This is a genomic window from Pseudomonas stagnisoli (assembly GCF_048595745.1).
GTDB lineage: Bacteria > Pseudomonadota > Gammaproteobacteria > Pseudomonadales > Pseudomonadaceae > Aquipseudomonas > Aquipseudomonas alcaligenes_A.
Genome location: NZ_CP184361.1, coordinates 2,335,679 through 2,352,834, shown reverse-complemented (window position 1 = coordinate 2,352,834; position 17,156 = coordinate 2,335,679). Strand labels below are relative to the sequence as shown.

At 67.6% G+C, this 17,156-nt stretch carries 4 protein-coding genes; all 4 read left to right on the top strand.

All coding sequences use genetic code 11. The features are described from left to right. Positions 1 to 37 precede the first annotated feature (37 nt). From ACOAPY_RS11270 to ACOAPY_RS11255, 4 genes are read left to right on the top strand one after another with little or no spacing between them, the layout of a single operon-like run. The gene (locus tag ACOAPY_RS11270; protein WP_076426670.1) at positions 38 to 241 is read left to right on the top strand and encodes an MbtH family protein; all 204 of its coding nucleotides are present in this window, start codon (positions 38 to 40) and stop codon (positions 239 to 241) included. Then, on the top strand, positions 241 to 966 hold the full coding sequence (locus tag ACOAPY_RS11265; protein WP_465153327.1) for a thioesterase II family protein: 726 nt from the start codon (positions 241 to 243) through the stop codon (positions 964 to 966). The genes ACOAPY_RS11270 and ACOAPY_RS11265 overlap by 1 nt, the downstream gene beginning before the upstream one ends. A 23-nt stretch (positions 967 to 989) precedes the next feature. Next, the gene (locus ACOAPY_RS11260) at positions 990 to 11,777 is read left to right on the top strand and encodes an amino acid adenylation domain-containing protein (RefSeq protein WP_465153326.1); all 10,788 of its coding nucleotides are present in this window, start codon (positions 990 to 992) and stop codon (positions 11,775 to 11,777) included. Continuing rightward, complete coding sequence (locus ACOAPY_RS11255) at positions 11,774 to 17,155, top strand: amino acid adenylation domain-containing protein (protein ID WP_465153325.1); 5,382 nt, start codon at positions 11,774 to 11,776, stop codon at positions 17,153 to 17,155. The genes ACOAPY_RS11260 and ACOAPY_RS11255 overlap by 4 nt, the downstream gene beginning before the upstream one ends. Position 17,156 lies beyond the last annotated feature (1 nt).

The following is a 17,156-nucleotide window of genomic DNA, read 5'->3' as shown; positions in this document are numbered from 1 at the left end:
GTCTTTAAAGCGTGCCATTTCTAACGAGGGATACCCCATGAGCCTGGACAACCCGCAAACCACCTTCCTGGTCGTGGTCAATGACGAGCAGCAGTACGCCATCTGGCCGGCCTACAAGGCCGTGCCGGCCGGTTGGAAGGAAGACGGCGTGCGCGGCGACAAGGCGACCTGCCTGGCGCACATATCCAGTGTCTGGACCGATATGCGTCCGCGCAGCCTGCGCGAGGCCATGGACGCCTGATGCAGCTGTTCTGCCTGGCTCATGCCGGCGCCAGCGCCATGCCCTATGCACGCTGGCGCAAGCGCCTGCCGCGTTGGCTGGAAGTCTGCCCGCTGGAGTTGCCGGGTCGCGGTGCTCGCGAGGGCGAGCCCCTGTGCCAGGAGTTGCCGGCGCTGCTGGCTGACCTGAAGCAGGCCTGGCGCCGCGAGTGCCAGGGGCTCTACCTGCTGTGGGGGCACAGCCTGGGCGCCATGCTCGCCTTCGAGCTGGCCCAGGCACTCATCGGCGAGGGGCATGAAGCACCGCTGGCGCTGTTCGCCTCGGCCTCGCGCGCGCCCTCGCGACGCCTCCAGGCGCCGCGTCTGACTGCGCGCAGCGACGGTGAGCTGTTCGCCAGCCTCGATGGCTTTGCTCGTCTGCCGCGCGAACTGCTGGCCGACCCGCTGTTCCGCCGCGAGCTGCTGCCGGTGTTGCGCAGCGACTTTGCCTTGGCCGAGAGCTACCGCTACCAGCGCCGTGCGCCCTTGCCCTGCGCCCTGCATGTGCTCGGCGCGCGGCGTGACAGCCTGAGCGAAGACGACCTGCGCGCCTGGCGCCGCGAGACCCGCGGCACCTTCACCCTGGAGTGGTTGGATGGCGATCACGCCTACCTGCGCCCCCAGGAAGAAGAACTGTTGTCCCTGATCGAATTCCATGCCTCGCGCCTGCTGCGGCACGAGGCGGCCGGCTTGCCCCTGGGCGCCTAGGCCACTCTTTGCGAGGTTCTGCCATGAACGCACCTGTCACGACCAACATTGCCCTGCAATGGACTCCGCTGTCCTTCGCCCAGCAGCGGCTGTGGTTCTTCAGCCGCCTGGAAAGCGGCAGCACCGCCTACAACATTGGCGGCCTGCTGCGCTTCGAGGGGGCCCTGGACCTGGACAGCCTGCGTCATGGACTGGATCAGGTCTACGCCCGCCATGCGGCACTGCGCACCCTGTTCCGCGAGCAGGATGGCCTGGCTCAGCAAGCCGTGCTGCCGCCCGGCTCGATGCCGCTGCAGATCATCGACCTGGAATGCGGCGACGAGCACCTTGAGGCGATGGCGCGTGGTTTCATCGAGGCCGACTACGACCTGACCCGTGGCCCGCTGGTGCGCTGCGCCCTGTATCGCCTCGGCGAGAACAGGCATGCCCTGGCGGTGGGTATGCACCACATCATCTCCGACGCCTGGTCGGTACGGGTGATGGTCGAGGAAATGGCCGAGTTCTATCGTGCCCGCCTGCAGAAGCGTCAGCCGTTCATGACGCCACAACCGGTGCAATACAGCGAGTACGCCGTGGGCCAGCGCGAGTGGCTGGATAGCGAGGCGGGCACCCGTCAGATGACCTTTTGGCGCGAGCGCCTGGGCAGCGAGCAGCCGCCGCTCAGCCTGGCTCCGGACTTCCCCCACGACGCCCAGGCCGCGCGCCGCGCCGCCTATCGCACGCTGCAGGTCGAACCGGCTCTGGTGGCGCGTCTCAGCGACCTGGCCAAGGCCAATGGCGCGACGCTGTTCACCGTTCTGCTGGCGGCCCTGCAGCTGCAGCTGGCGCGCCTGTCCGGCCAGCGCGAAGTGCGCATCGGCGTGCCGGTGGCCGGCCGTGTCAAGGGTTTCGAGCGCCTGGTGGGTTTCTTCGTCAACACCCTGGTACTCAAGGCCGAACCGCGCCCTGAACTGTCGGTGGCTGAGTGGCTGACGCAAACCCGTGCCGGCCTGAAAGTGGCCCAGGCCAATCAGGAAATGCCCTTCGAGCGCCTGGTGGAAGAGCTCGCGCCCAGCCGTAGCCTGGGCCAGCAGCCGCTGTTCCAGGTCGCGTTCAACTACCGACGCCAGCATCCGCTGGCAGCCAACTGGCTGCCGGGCATCGAAACCGCGCTGGACGAGGTGCCGTCCAGCCAGATTCCCTTTGACCTGGCCCTGGATGCGGTGCGCGACAAGGGCGACCAGTTGTCGATCAACTTCGCCTACGCCGCCGACCTGTTCGCCGAAAGCAGCATCGAGCGTCTGATCAGCGGCTTCCTTGAGGTGCTCGACGGCTTCGCCACCTCGCCGCAGGCCGCGCTGGGCGAGCTTGGGCTGGTTAGCAGTGGTGAGCGCCGCTTGCTGGCCGAGTGGAACAAGCCGCGCCAGACCTTCGATGCTGCGCGCCTGCTGCCCGCGCTGATCGCCGAGCAGGCGCGTCTGCGTCCTGAGGCCATTGCCCTGGTGCATGGCGCCGAGCGGATTGCCTTTGCCGAGCTGGAGTCTCGCTCCAACCAACTGGCCAATCTTTTGGTTTCCCACGGCGTACAGCCGGAGTCGCGTGTCGGCGTATCCCTTGAGCGCGGCAATGCGATGATCGTGGCCATGCTGGCGGTGCTGAAGGCCGGCGGCGCCTTTGTGCCGCTCGATCCGGACTATCCGCGTGAGCGCCTCAGCTACATGGTCGAGGATTCGGGGCTGAAGTGGCTGATCACCAGTTCTGATCTGGCCAAGCGTCTGCCGCTGTCTTCGGCCGTGGAACCGCTGTATCTGGATCAACTCGACCTGCTGGCATTTGAGTCGTCTGCACCAAGCGTCGACCTGCATCCGCTAAATCTGGCCTACCTGATCTACACCTCCGGCTCCACCGGCCAGCCCAAGGGCGTGGCGGTGAACCACCTCGGTCTGACCATGCATGTGCAGACCATCGGCCAGCGCTACGGCATGACCCCGGACGATGTGGAGCTGCATTTCGCCTCGATCAGCTTCGACGGTGCCCTGGAGCGCTGGACCGTTCCGCTGGCCTTCGGCAGCCGCCTGGTGATTCGTGACCAGGAACTGTGGAGCGCGGAGAGGACCTGCCAGGTGATTGCCGACGAAGGCGTGACCATTTCCTGCCTGCCGCCGAGCTATGCCCAGCAGCTGCTGGATTGGGTTGAGTCGCAAGGCCTGCAACTACCGGTGCGCTCCTGGACCCTAGGTGGCGAGGCCTTTACCCGCGAAACCTACGAGCGCCTGCAGAAAGTGCTGCAGCCGCAGCGCATCATCAACGGCTATGGCCCGACCGAGACGGTGGTGACCCCACTGATCTGGGAAGCCTTCCCCGGCGACTCCTTCGAGGCGGCCTATGCGCCTATCGGAAACCCGGTCGGCCCGCGCAGCCTGTATGTGCTGGATGCCGAGCTGAACCTGCTGCCCATCGGCGTGGCCGGTGAGCTGTATATCGGCGGCGAAGTGGGCCTGGCTCGTGGCTACTTCCAGCGTCCCGAGTTGACCGCCGAGCGCTTCCTGCCTGATCCGTTCGGCGCCGCTGGTGAGCGCATGTACCGCACCGGCGACTTGGTGCGCTGGCGTGCGGATGGCACCCTGGATTACCTGGGTCGCGTCGACCATCAGGTGAAGATCCGTGGCTTCCGTATAGAGCTGGGCGAGATCGAGAGCCAGCTGTTGGCCCTCGAAGGCGTGCAGGAAGCGGCGGTGATCGCCCGCGAGACGCCAACTGGCAAGCAACTGGTGGGCTATGTCGTCGCTCGCGACAACACTGATACCAATGCTCTACGCGCCGAGCTGGCCAAGATCCTGCCGGACTATATGGTCCCCGCGCAGATCATCGCCCTGGAAAAACTGCCGCTGACCCCGGCCGGCAAGCTGGATCGCGCCGCGCTGCCGGAACCGACCTGGCAGAGCCAGGACTACGAGGCCCCGCAAACCGACAATGAGCGCATCCTCGCCGCCATCTGGGCCGACGTACTGGGTGTGGAGCGGGTAGGGCGCCAGGATCACTTCTTCGAGCTGGGCGGCGACTCCATCGTCGCCTTGCAGGTGGTCAGTCGTGCTCGCCAAAAGGGCTTGGGCCTGACGCCCAAGGACCTGTTCCAGCAGCAGACCCTGGCGCAGCTGGCTGGTGTTGCCCGCAGCGTCAGCGCACCGCTGGCCGATCAGGGACCGGTAACTGGCACAGCGCCGCTGCTGCCAATCCAGGCCCGCCTGTTGGCACGTGAAGGCCTGGCGCCGTGCAACCAGTACCTGCTGCTGGAGCTGGCCGAGCCGCTGTCGGCTGCCCAGCTGGAACAGGCGCTGCAAGCCCTGGTTCAGCACCACGACGCCTTGCGCCTGCGCTTTGAGCGGCTCGATGGCCAGTGGCAGCAAGTACATGCCGCCGAAGTGGCGGGTCCTCTGCTGCAACGGGTCGAGCTGGCCGCCGGCGAGGACCCGCAGCCGCACTATGACGCCGCGCAGCGCAGCATTGATCCGGCCAGCGGTTCACACCTGCGTGGTCTGTATCTGACCCAGCCAGGACAGGCCGATCGCCTGCTGCTGTCCATCCACCACCTGGTGGTCGATGGCGTGTCCTGGCGCGTGCTGCTGGAAGACCTGCAGCGCGCCTGCCTGCAACTGGCCAGTGGCCTGGCGGTGCAGCTGCCGGCCAAGACCAGCGCCTTCAAGACCTGGGGCGAGCGCCTGGCGGACTGGAAAGCCGAGGCCCAGCTGCCGTACTGGCAGGCCCAGCAGGACGCTGGTGGCGAGCTGCCGTTGCTGAGCCAGGAATCCGGCAGCGAAGGCACTTGCGAGCGCATCGAGCTGAGCCTGGACGCCGCCTTCACCCGCGAGCTGCTGCAGGCCGGCCAGCGGGCCTATCGCCTGCGTGCCGACGAACTGCTGCTGACCGCCCTGAGCCGCGCGCTGTGCAGCTGGAGCGAGCAGCCGGCGCTGACCCTGCACCTGGAGAGCCATGGCCGCGCGCCGCTGTTCGAGGATGTCGACCTGTCGCGAAGCGTCGGCTGGTTCACCAGCCTCTACCCCGTGCGCCTGCAGCCCGAGACCGAGCTGTCTGCCAGCCTCAAGGCGATCAAGGAGCAGCTGCGCGCCGTGCCCGATCTGGGCCTGGGCTTTGGTCAACTGGCCCAGCAAGGCCAGTTGACCGAGCGCGCCCCGCAACTGCTGTTCAACTACCTGGGCCAGTTCGACGAGGGCGAGGGCGGCTTGCGTCTGCGCGAAGGCGGCCTGTGGCGCGAAGCCGATGCGCCCATGGATGCTCCATTGGTCATCAACGCCGAGCAGCGTGGCGGTGCCCTGCAGCTGCACATCGACTTCAACCCTGCGCAGCTGGCGCGCACCACCCTGGAGGGCCTGGTCGCACGCCTGCAGGATGAGTTGCACAGCATCGCCCAGCACTGTGCCAAGGTCTCGCCACGGCTGACGCCCAGCGATGTGCCGCTGGCCGGTCTGAGTCAGGTCGAACTGGATGCACTGGCCGGCGTGGAAGACATCCACCCGCTGTCACCGCTGCAGCAGGGCCTGCTGTTCCACAGCCAGCTGGAAGGTGCCGGCAGCTATGTCAGCCAGCTGCTGCTGCCGTTCACCGGCCTCGATCCGCAGCGTCTGCAGAATGCCTGGCGCCAGGTGCTGGCGCGCCACGGCGTGCTGCGCAGCCGCTTCCTGTTGGGCGAGCGCCCGCTGCAACTGGTGCAGGCCGAGGTCGAGCTGGACTGGCAGGATCTCGACTGGCGCGGCGTTGCCGATTTCGAGGCGCAGCTGCAGGCCTTCTGCAGCGCCGAGCGTGAGCGCGGCTTTGCCCTCGACCAGGCGCCGCTACTGCGCCTGGCGCTGATCCAGCGCGGCGCCGGCGACTTCGTGCTGGTCTGGACCCTGCACCACCTGCTGCTGGACGGCTGGAGCAACGGCCTGCTGTTCGCCGAAGTGCTGGCCCTCTACCACGGCGACCGCCTGCCGGCGCCGGGCGGCCAGTTCGGTGACTATATCCACTGGCTCGGTGGCCAGGATGCGGCGACCGAGCAGGCCTTCTGGCGTGAACAGCTGGCGCCGCTGGACGGCGCCACCCGCATCGCCGGCTGCCTGCCGTGCCGCACACCGGGGCAGGGCCATGCTCGTCATCCGCTGCCACTCGATAGCGCCACCGAACAACGGATTCGCAGCTTCGCCCAACGTCACGGCCTGACCCTCAACACCCTGGTACAGGCCGCCTGGGCCTTGCTGCTGGCGCGCCTGACCGGCAAGCGCAGCCTGTGCTTCGGCGCCACCGTGGCCGGTCGCCCGACCGAGCTGGCCGGCAGCGAGCAGATGCTTGGCCTGTTTATCAACAGCCTTCCCGTTGCCGTGCAGCTGCCGGCCGAGCAGCCGCTGGGCGACTGGCTGGCCGCGCTGCAGGTGCAGAACCTGCAGCTGCGCGAGCACGAGCACAGCCCGCTGCACGATATCCAGCGCTGGGTCGGCAGCGCCGGCGAGGCGCTGTTCGACAGCCTGTTGGTATTCGAGAACTACCCGCTGGGCGAGGCGCTCAAGCAGGCCGAGCGTGGCGAGCTGCGCTTGGGCCTGCCGCAGAGCCACGAGTTCACCCATTACCCGATGACCCTGGCCGTGCTGCCGGGCAGCCGCCTGGAGCTGCTGCTGGCCTACGACCGCGCGCACTTCGACGCCGACGGCATCGCCCAGGTCGAAGCACTGCTGCGCCAGGCGCTGGATCAGGTGTGTGGCGATCCGGCGCGGACGCTGGGCAGCCTGCAGCTGAGTTCCGTCGATGAGCAGGCACGTCTGGCCGAGTGGAACACTCCGCGCCAGGTCTTCGATGCCGCTCGCCTGCTGCCCGAGCTGATCGCCGAACAGGCGCGTCTGCGTCCTGAGGCCATCGCCCTGGTGCATGGCGGTGAGCGGATTGCCTTCGCCGAGCTGGAGTCTCGCGCCAACCAACTGGCCAATCTTTTGGTTTCCCACGGCGTACAGCCGGAGTCCCGTGTCGGTGTCTCGCTGGAGCGGGGCAACGCGATGATCGTGGCGATGCTGGCGGTACTTAAAGCCGGCGGCGCCTTTGTGCCGCTCGATCCGGACTATCCGCGTGAGCGCCTGAGCTACATGGTCGAGGATTCGGGCCTGCAGTGGCTGATTACTGCGTCCGATCTGACCGAGCGCCTGCCGCTGTCCTCTTCGGTTGAACCGCTGTATCTGGATCAGCTGGATCTGTCCGCGTTTGATTCGTCAGCGCCTGCGGTACAGCTCCATCCGCTGAATCTGGCCTACCTGATCTACACCTCCGGCTCCACTGGCCAGCCGAAAGGCGTGGCGGTGAACCACCTCGGCCTGAGCATGCATGTGCAGACCATCGGCCAGCGCTACGGCATGACCCCGGACGATGTGGAGCTGCACTTCGCCTCGATCAGCTTCGACGGCGCCCTGGAGCGCTGGACGGTGCCGCTGGCCTTCGGCAGCCGCCTGGTGATTCGCGACCAGGAACTGTGGAGCGCGGAGAAGACCTGCCAGGTGATCGCCGCCGAAGGCGTGACCATTTCCTGCCTGCCGCCGAGCTATGCCCAGCAGCTGCTGGACTGGGTGGAATCGCAAGGCCTGAAACTGCCAGTCCGCTCCTGGACCCTGGGCGGTGAGGCCTTTACTCGCGAAACCTACGAGCGCCTGCAGAAGGTGCTGCAGCCGCAACGGATCATCAACGGCTATGGCCCGACCGAGACGGTGGTGACCCCGCTGATCTGGGAAGCCTATCCGGGCGACAGTTTCGAGGCAGCCTATGCCCCCATCGGTAACCCGGTCGGCCCGCGCTGCCTGTATGTGCTGGATGCCGAGCTGAACCTGCTGCCCATCGGCGTGGCCGGCGAGCTGTATATCGGCGGCGAAGTCGGTCTGGCCCGTGGCTACTTCCAGCGCCCCGAGCTGACTGCCGAGCGCTTCCTGCCCGACCCGTTCGGCAAGGCAGGGGAGCGCATGTACCGCACCGGCGACCTAGTGCGCTGGCGCGAAGACGGCACCCTGGATTACCTGGGTCGCGTCGATCACCAGGTGAAGATCCGTGGCTTCCGCATCGAGCTGGGCGAGATCGAGAGCCAGTTGCTGGCACTGGATGGCGTGCAGGAAGCGGCAGTCATCGCCCGCGAGACGCCGACCGGGAAACAGTTGGTTGGTTACGTGGTGGCTCGTGATAACACCGACGCCAACGCTCTGCGCAGCAAGCTGGCCAAGATCCTGCCGGACTATATGGTCCCCGCGCAGATCATCGCCCTGGAAAAACTGCCGCTGACCCCGGCCGGCAAGCTGGATCGCGCCGCGCTGCCGGAACCGACCTGGCAAAGCCAGAGCTACGAAGCCCCGCAGACCGACAACGAACGCATCCTTGCCGCCATCTGGGCCGAGGTGCTGGGTGCGGAGCGGGTAGGGCGCCAGGACCATTTCTTCGAGCTGGGCGGCGACTCCATCGTCGCGCTCAAGGTGGTCAGCCGCATCCGCCATCAGGGCCTGCAGTTGCCGCTCAAGGCCTTGTTCGAGCAGAGCCGCCTGGCCGACTGTGCGGCTGCCCTGCAACGCGAAGCCGTCGATGCACCGGTGCTGCGCGCGCTGCCGCGGGGCGGCGACCTGCCGCTCTCGCATGCCCAGCAGCGCCTGTGGTTCCTCAACCGTCTGGACCCGAGCAACGGCGCCTACCACATGCCGGCAGGCCTCGACCTGCAGGGGCGTCTGGACCGCCAGGCGCTGCAGGCCGCTTTCGACCAGTTGGAAGCGCGCCACGAGGCGCTGCGTACGCGCTTTGTCGAGGTGGGTGGCGAGGCGCGCCAGCGCATTCTGGCGCCGCAGGGCCAGCGCATCGACTGGTTCGACCTGCGTGAACTGCCGGCCAGTGAGCGTGAAATCGAGGCGCGCGATTATGCGCAGAAGCTGCTCACGCGCCCGTTCAACCTGGCTTCCGAGCCGCTACTGCGGGTGAGCGTGCTGCGCCTGGCCGATCAGGAGTACCGCCTGCTGCTGGTCCAGCACCACATCGTCTCCGATGGCTGGTCGATGCAGCGTTTCATCGGCGAGTTCGCCGCCGCCTACGCGGCGTTCGCCGAGGGTCGTACCGCGCAGTTCGCGCCGCTGCCGCTGCAGTACGCCGACTATGCCCAGTGGCAGCGCGACTGGCTGAAATCCAACGAAGCCACGCGCCAACTGGATTACTGGAAGGCGCGCCTGGGTGAACACCAGCCGCTGCTAGAGTTGCCCACCGACCATCCACGCCCGGCTCAGGGGGCGCGCCAGGGTATGCGTTGGCGCTTCGAGCTGTCGCCGTTGCTCACCGCGCAACTGCGCGCTTTGGCCCAGCGTGAGGGCAGCACACTGTTCAGCCTGTTGCTGGCGGCCTGGCAGACCTTGCTGCACCGCTACAGCGGCCAGGAAGATATCCGCGTCGGCGTACCGGTGGCCGGGCGTAGCCTGGCGGAAATGGACGGCGTGCTCGGTTGCTTCATCAACACTCTGGTGCTGCGCGGCGAGCCGGCGGGGCTTAAACCCTTCCGCGAGCTGCTCGGCGAACTGGCCCAGGCCAGCCGTGATGCCCTGGCCAACCAGGAATTGCCCTTCGACCAGTTGGTGGAGGCCCTGCAACCGACCCGCAGCCTGAGTCATCACCCGCTGTTCCAAGTGGCATTCAACCATCAGCAGGTGGACTTCAGCGCCCTCGGCAGCCTGCCGGGCCTGCGCGTGCAACCGCATGACCCGGGCGCCGCCGGCGCGCAGTTCGACCTGGCGCTGGATACCGAGGAGGCGGCCGATGGCAGCCTCAGCGGTTTCGTCAGCTACGCCGCCGAGCTGTTCGAGGCGCGCACCGTCGCCCGCCTGGCACGGCATTTTGTTCGGCTGCTGGAAGGCATCTGCGCCGACCCGAGTCAGCCCATCGGCCTGCTGCCGTTGCTGGAGGAAGACGAGCAGGCGCAGCTCGCCACCTGGAACGACACGGCCAAGGACTACGGGCCGCAGGTCAATCTCAGTGAGCGCATCAGCCAGCAGGCCGCGCGCACGCCGCAGGCACCGGCCCTGGTGTTCGGCGAACAAACGCTGAGCTACGTCGAGCTGGAGCAACGTATCAACCAGCTGGCCAACCGTCTGCGCAGCCTTGGCGTGCAGCGCGGCAGTCTGGTCGGTATCAGCCTGGAGCGCTCGTTGGAGCTGGTGATCGGCCTGCATGCCATCGTCCGCGCCGGCGGTGCTTACGTGCCGCTCGACCCGGAATACCCGCTGGAACGCCTGGCCTATCTGCTGGAGGATTCCGGCGTCGACCTGCTGTTGTCGCACAGCGCGCTGGTCGAGCGCCTGCCGCTGCCGGCCGGGCTCAAGGCCCTGGGCCTGGATCGCGAAGACTGCAGTGCCGAGCCGGTTACGCCACCGGCAGTCAGCCTGCAGGGCAACGATCTGGCCTACGTCATCTACACCTCCGGCTCCACCGGCAAGCCCAAGGGCGCCGGCAACAGCCACGAGGCCCTGGCCAACCGCATTCTGTGGATGCAGGAGGCCTATCAGCTGGGCGCTGGCGACGTGGTGCTGCAGAAAACTCCGTTCAGCTTCGACGTCTCGGTATGGGAGTTCTTCTGGCCGCTGGTCACCGGCGCCTGCCTGGCCATTGCCGCGCCGGGCGACCACCGTGATCCGCAGAAGCTGGTGGAGCTTATCCAGCGCCACAAGGTCAGTACGCTGCACTTCGTACCCTCCATGCTGCAGGCCTTCCTCCTGCACCCGGATGTCGAGCAGTGCCAGAGCCTGACCCGCGTCATCTGCAGCGGCGAGGCGCTGCCGGCGGAGCTGCAGGTGCGCACTTTCCAGCGCCTGCCACAGGCGGGCCTGTACAACCTGTACGGTCCGACCGAGGCGGCCATCGACGTCAGCCACTGGACCTGCGTAGAGGAAGGGCGCCACGCCGTGCCAATCGGCCGGCCGATCGCCAACCTGCGCCTGCATATCCTTGATGCCCAGCTCAACCCGGTGCCGCAGGGTGTGCCCGGCGAGCTGTACATCGCCGGCATCGGCCTGGCGCGCGGCTACCACCGCCGTCCGGAACTGACCGCCGAGCGCTTCCTGCCCGATCCGTTCAGCAGCGAGGGCGGACGCATGTACCGCACCGGCGACCTGGTGCGCTGGCGTGCCGACGGCGCCATCGACTATCTGGGGCGCATCGACCATCAGGTGAAGATCCGCGGCTTCCGCGTCGAACTGGGCGAGATCGAAGCCCAGCTCGGTGCCCAGCCGGGCGTCGCCGAGGCCGTGGTGGTAGCCCGCGACAGCCAGATCGGCAAGCAGCTGGTCGGCTATGTGGTGGCCGATCCGCTGCCGGCGGATGAGTCCGCCTGGCTGGCCGGGATCAAGGCCGCGCTGAAGGTCGAGCTGCCCGAGCACATGGTGCCCTCGATCCTGATGCGCCTGGAGCGCATGCCGCTGTCGCCCAACGGCAAGCTGGAGCGCCGTGCGCTGCCCGAGCCGGTTTGGCAGGCACGGGTTTACCGGGCGCCACAGAGCGAACGGGAGATCGCCCTGGCGGCTATCTGGCAGGAGGTGCTGGAGGTGGCCCAGGTCGGCCTCGACGACAACTTCTTCGAACTCGGCGGGCATTCACTGCTGGCTACTCAGGCCGTGGCCCTGCTGCGCCAGCGCCTGGGGCTGGAACTGCCGCTGCGCGCCTTCTTCGAGGCGGAGAACCTGGCGGCCCTGGCCGCCAACCTCGATGGTCAGGCTCCGGCCGCTGCCGAGGAAGAAGACCAAGACCTGCGCGACATGGCCGCGCTGCTCGACGAACTGGAGGCCCTGTGACCGCGCCCATCGACAAGGCCGCCCTGGCGCGGCGTTTCCTCGCCTTAGGGCCAGCAGAACAGAAGCGTTTCCTCGAACTGCTGGCCAGCAAGGGCATCCGCTTCGACCGTCTGCCGCTGGTGCCGGCGCCTCGTGGCGAGCATCTGTCAGCCTCGCATGCCCAGCAGCGCCTGTGGCTGGTGGCGCAGCTGGAGCCAGACAGCAGCGCCTGCCACATGGTCGGCGCCTTCGCCCTGGAGGGTGAGCTGGATCGTGCCGCGCTGATGGCGGCTCTGGAGCTGATTGTCGAGCGCCACGAGGCGCTGCGCACCCGTTTCTACGAACACGACGGCCAGCTATGCCAGCGCATTGACCCGCCAGGCCCGCTGGCCCTGGAGGAGCGCGACCTGCGCGGCGAGACCGAGACCGTGCAGACCCTGGCCGATGCCCATGCGGCGCGGGCCTTCGACTTGATCGAAGGGCCGCTGCTGCGCGTGCAGTTGCTGCGTCTGGACGAGCAGCGCTGGCGCTTGCAGATCGTCTGCCACCACATCGTCTCCGACGGCTGGTCGATCGGCGTGTTCGCCGAGGAACTGGGCCGCGCCTATGCCGCGCTGCGCCAGGGGCAGGCGCCGCAACTGGCCGAGCTGCCGATCCAGTACGCCGATTACGCCCAGTGGCAGCGCGCCTGGCTGGAGGCCGGCGAGCGCGAGCGCCAGCTCGGCTACTGGCGCGAGCGCCTGGGTAGCGAGCAGCCGGTGCTGGCCTTGCCCTACAAGCTGGATGCCTCCGGCCAGCGCCATGCCGCGCGCCAGGCCATCGCTGTGCCGCAGGCATTGGCCGAACGCCTGCGCCAGCTGGCCCAGGGCGAGGGCGCTACCCTGTTCATGCTGCTGCTGGCCGCCTTCCAGCTGCTCTTGGCGCGCTACAGCAACCAGCGTGATATCCGCGTCGGCGTGCCGGTAGCCAATCGCCAGCGCGCCGAGACCGCGCCGCTGGTGGGCTTCTTCGTCAATACCCAGGTGCTGCGCGCCGAGTTCGATGCCGGCATGAGTTTCCGTCAGCTGCTGGCCGAGGTGCGCCGTCACGCGTTGGACGCCCAGGACCAGCAGGACCTGCCGTTCGACCAACTGGTGGAGGCCCTGGCGCCGGAACGCAGTCTGGGCCAGACGCCGCTGTTCCAGGTGTTGTTCAACCACCAGAAGCGCGACCTTGGCGCCCTGCAACTGCCCGGCCTGCGCCTGGAGCCGCTGGCGCAGGGCGTACCGCATGCCCTGTTCGACCTGGCCCTGGACAGCCTGGAAGACAGCGCCGGCCAGCTGCGCCTGACCCTAACCTGGGCCCGCGAGCGGCTGGACGATGCGCAAATGCAGCAGATGACCAACCATCTGCTGGGCCTGCTGGAGCAGGTCAGCACTACGCCGGATCAGCCGCTGGTGAGCCTGCCACTGCTGGATGCCGGCGATCAGGCACGCCTGGCCGAGTGGAACACTCCGCGCCAGTCCTTCGATGCCGCCCGCCTGCTGCCCGCGCTGATCGCCGAACAGGCCCGCCTGCGTCCCGAGGCTATCGCCTTGGTGCATGGTGCCGAACGTATTTCGTTCTCCGAGTTGGAGGCGCGTGCCAATCTCCTGGCCAATCTGCTGGTTTCCCACGGCGTGCAGCCGGAGTCGCGTGTCGGCGTATCCCTTGAGCGCGGCAATGCGATGATCGTGGCGATGCTGGCGGTGCTGAAGGCCGGCGGCGCCTTTGTGCCGCTCGATCCGGACTATCCGCGTGAGCGCCTGAGCTACATGGTCGATGATTCGGGGCTGAAGTGGCTGATCACCAGTTCTAATCTGGCCGAGCGTCTGCCGCTGTCCTCTGCGGTTGAACCGCTGTATCTGGATCAGCTGGATCTGTCCGCGTTTGATTCCTCAGCGCCTGAGGTACAGCTGCACCCGCTGAATCTGGCCTACCTGATCTACACCTCCGGCTCCACCGGCCAGCCCAAGGGCGTGGCGGTGAACCACCTCGGTCTGACCATGCATGTGCAGACCATCGGTAAGCGCTACGGCATGACACCGGATGATGTCGAGCTGCACTTCGCCTCGATCAGCTTCGACGGCGCCCTGGAGCGCTGGACCGTTCCGCTGGCCTTCGGCAGCCGCCTGGTGATTCGCGACCAGGAACTGTGGAGCGCGGAGAAGACCTGCCAGGTGATCGCCGACGAGTGCGTGACCATTTCCTGCCTGCCGCCGAGCTATGCCCAACAACTGCTGGATTGGGTGGAAAGTCAGAACCTGAAGCTGCCTGTACGTTCCTGGACCCTGGGTGGCGAAGCTTTTACCCGAGAAACCTACGAGCGCCTGCAGAAGGTGCTGCAGCCGCAACGGGTCATCAACGGCTACGGCCCGACCGAGACGGTGGTCACTCCACTGATCTGGGAAGCCTATCCGGGCGACAGTTTCGAGGCGGCCTACGCGCCCATCGGCAATCCGGTCGGTCCGCGCAGCCTGTATGTGCTGGATGCCGAGCTGAATCTGCTGCCCATCGGCGTGGCCGGTGAGCTGTATATCGGCGGCGAAGTCGGCCTGGCTCGTGGCTACTTCCAGCGTCCGGAACTGACCGCCGAACGCTTCCTGCCTGATCCGTTCGGCGCCGCTGGCGAGCGCATGTACCGCACCGGCGACCTGGTGCGCTGGCGCGAAGACGGCACCCTGGATTACCTGGGCCGCGTCGACCATCAGGTGAAGATTCGCGGCTTCCGTATCGAACTGGGCGAGATCGAGAGCCAGCTGTTGGCCGTCGAAGGCGTACAGGAAGCGGCGGTGATCGCCCGTGAGACGCCGACCGGCAAGCAGCTGGTGGGCTATGTCGTCGCTCGCGACAACACTGATACCAATGCTCTACGCGGCGAGCTGGCCAAAGTCCTGCCGGACTATATGGTCCCCGCGCAGATCATTGCCCTGGACAAGCTGCCGCTGACCCCGGCCGGCAAGCTGGATCGCGCCGCGCTGCCGGAACCGACCTGGCAGAGCCAGGACTACGAGGCCCCGCAAACCGATAACGAGCGCATCCTCGCCGCCATCTGGGCCGACGTACTGGGTGTGGAGCGGGTAGGGCGCCAGGATCACTTCTTCGAGCTGGGCGGCGACTCCATCGTCGCCCTGCAGGTGGTCAGCCGCGTGCGCCAACAGGGGCTGCAGCTGTCGCCGCGCGAGCTGTTCCAGTTCCCCCGCCTGACCGAGCTGGCCCAGGCCGCCCGCGCTGCCGGTGAGGAAATCGCGCAGGCGCCGGTCACCGGCGAACTGCCGCTGGCGCCGATCCAGGCGCATTTCTTCGACATGAATCAGGCGGAGCCGGCGCACTGGAACCAGGCGCTGAATCTGGAGCTGCTGCGTCCGCTTGATCCAGAGCTGCTGGAACAGGCTCTGCAGGCGCTGGTGGCGCATCACGATGGCCTGCGCCTGCGTTTCGAGCAGCGCGACGGTCGCTGGACCCAGCACTACGGCGAGATACAAGCCGATCAGCCGCTGCTCTGGCAGCGCGAGGCGGCTGACGACGCGCAGGCCGAAGCGCTGTGCAACGAGGCGCAGCGCAGCCTGGACCTGGCCCGAGGGCCACTGCTACGCGGCTTGCACCTGCGCCAGGCGGGTAAGGCGAACCGTTTGTTACTCGCCGTCCATCACCTGGTGGTGGATGGCGTCTCCTGGCGCATCCTGCTGGAAGACCTGTTGGCGGCCTATCGCCAGCTGGAAGCGGGGCAGACCGTGCGCCTGCCGGGCAAGAGCCTGTCCTACAAAGGCTGGAGCGAATCCCTGCAGCAGTGGGCGCGCGGCGCGGCGGCGCAGGTCGAGCTGGACGCCTGGTGCAGCCGCCTGAGCGGCCCGGCGCTTGCCCTGCCACGCGAGCTCGACGGCATCAGCGCCAGCCATGGTGACAAGCGCGAAGTGCGCTTGGCCCTGGACGCAGGCGAGACCAAGCGCCTGCTGCAGGCTCCGGCGCAGCTGGGCGTGCGTATCGATGCGTTGTTGCTTACCGCGCTGACACGCGCCCTGTGCCGTTGGAGCGGCCACTCCGGCTTGCGGGTCAACCTCGAAGGCCACGGCCGCGATGCGCTGGCCGGCGACCATGATCTGACGCGAACGGTCGGCTGGTTCACCAGCCTGTATCCGCTGCAGCTGCCGCACCTGGACGATCCACAGCTGCAACTGCAGCGCGTGCAGCAGCATCTGCAGCAGGTCGAGCATGGCGGCCAGGGCTATGGCGTGCTGCGTTGGTTGGGCGATACGCAGGCGCAGGCTTCACTTGCCGAGCTGCCGAGCGCCGAAGTGATCTTCAACTACCTCGGCCAGTATCAGGCCGGCGCGGCGGCGGACTGGTTTCGCCCGGCCAGCGGCGGTGGTGCGGCGGTGGCGGTGGACAACCCACTGGCGGCGCGTCTGGCGGTCAATGGCCAGGTGTTCGACGGCCAGTTGCAGCTGTCCTGGGAGTACGCGACCAATCAGTATCGCGGCGAGACCATCGAATCCCTGGCTGCGGACTATCGCCGGGAGCTGCTTGGCCTGCTGGAGCTGGCGCGCGGCCAGTTCGTGCAGGGCCCGTCGCCCTTGCTGCGCCTGACCCGTCAGCAGGCTGACAAAGCCCCGCTGTTCTGCCCGCACCCGGTCACCGGACGGGTCACGGGCTACCAGCCGCTGGCGGCACGTCTGGACGGCGTGCGCGAGGTCTTCGGCCTGCAGTGCCGCAGCTTCCTCGACCCGAGCTGGCGCGATGCTTCGCTGGCCGAGATGGCCGATGCCTACTTGGCCGCGCTGCTCCAGCAGCAGCCGCAGGGTCCGTATCACTTGGTCGGCTGGTCGCTGGGCGGCAGCCTGGCCCTGGAGCTGGCGGCGCGGCTGGAGGCTCGGGGCGCAGAGGTGGCCTTCCTCGGCCTGCTCGACTGCTATGTGCCGGGCACCGAGATCGCTGGCGACGACGCCCGCCATCCGCAGGCGCGAGCCAAGCTGGTCGAGCATCTGCAGCTGTTGGCGCCGGAGCTTCCCGCCAAGGCCTGGGATGGCCTGTTCGAACGGTTGCTACTGCTGGAGCCGCTGGACTGGCCGCAGGTTGCCAACGCCTGGTTCGCCGGCCAGGCGCTGGACGGCATGACCCGCCAGAGCCTGGAGGAGCTGCTGTTCGCCTGGGCGCTGGAACAGCATATGCGCCGCTTGTGTGCCGGCTACGCACTGCCCTCGGTGAAGGTACGTCCGCACTGCTGGTGGGCGGCGCAGCCGGCCGGGCGCGCGGCGCTGCTGGAGCGTGGCCTGGAGCAGGTGCAAGGCCGTGCAGCCAGCCATCGCCTGGTGGATACCGATCACCAGGGCATCGTCCGCCATCCACAGGTGCTGGCCGAGCTCTCATCCTTGGTGGGCTGAA

Excerpts from the sequence above, each read along its gene's own strand:
- ACOAPY_RS11270 (WP_076426670.1), top strand. The coding sequence starts at position 38 with ATGAGCCTGGACAACCCGCAAACCACCTTCCTGGTCGTGGTCAATGAC.
- ACOAPY_RS11265 (WP_465153327.1), top strand. The coding sequence starts at position 241 with ATGCAGCTGTTCTGCCTGGCTCATGCCGGCGCCAGCGCCATGCCCTAT.
- ACOAPY_RS11260 (WP_465153326.1), top strand. The coding sequence starts at position 990 with ATGAACGCACCTGTCACGACCAACATTGCCCTGCAATGGACTCCGCTG.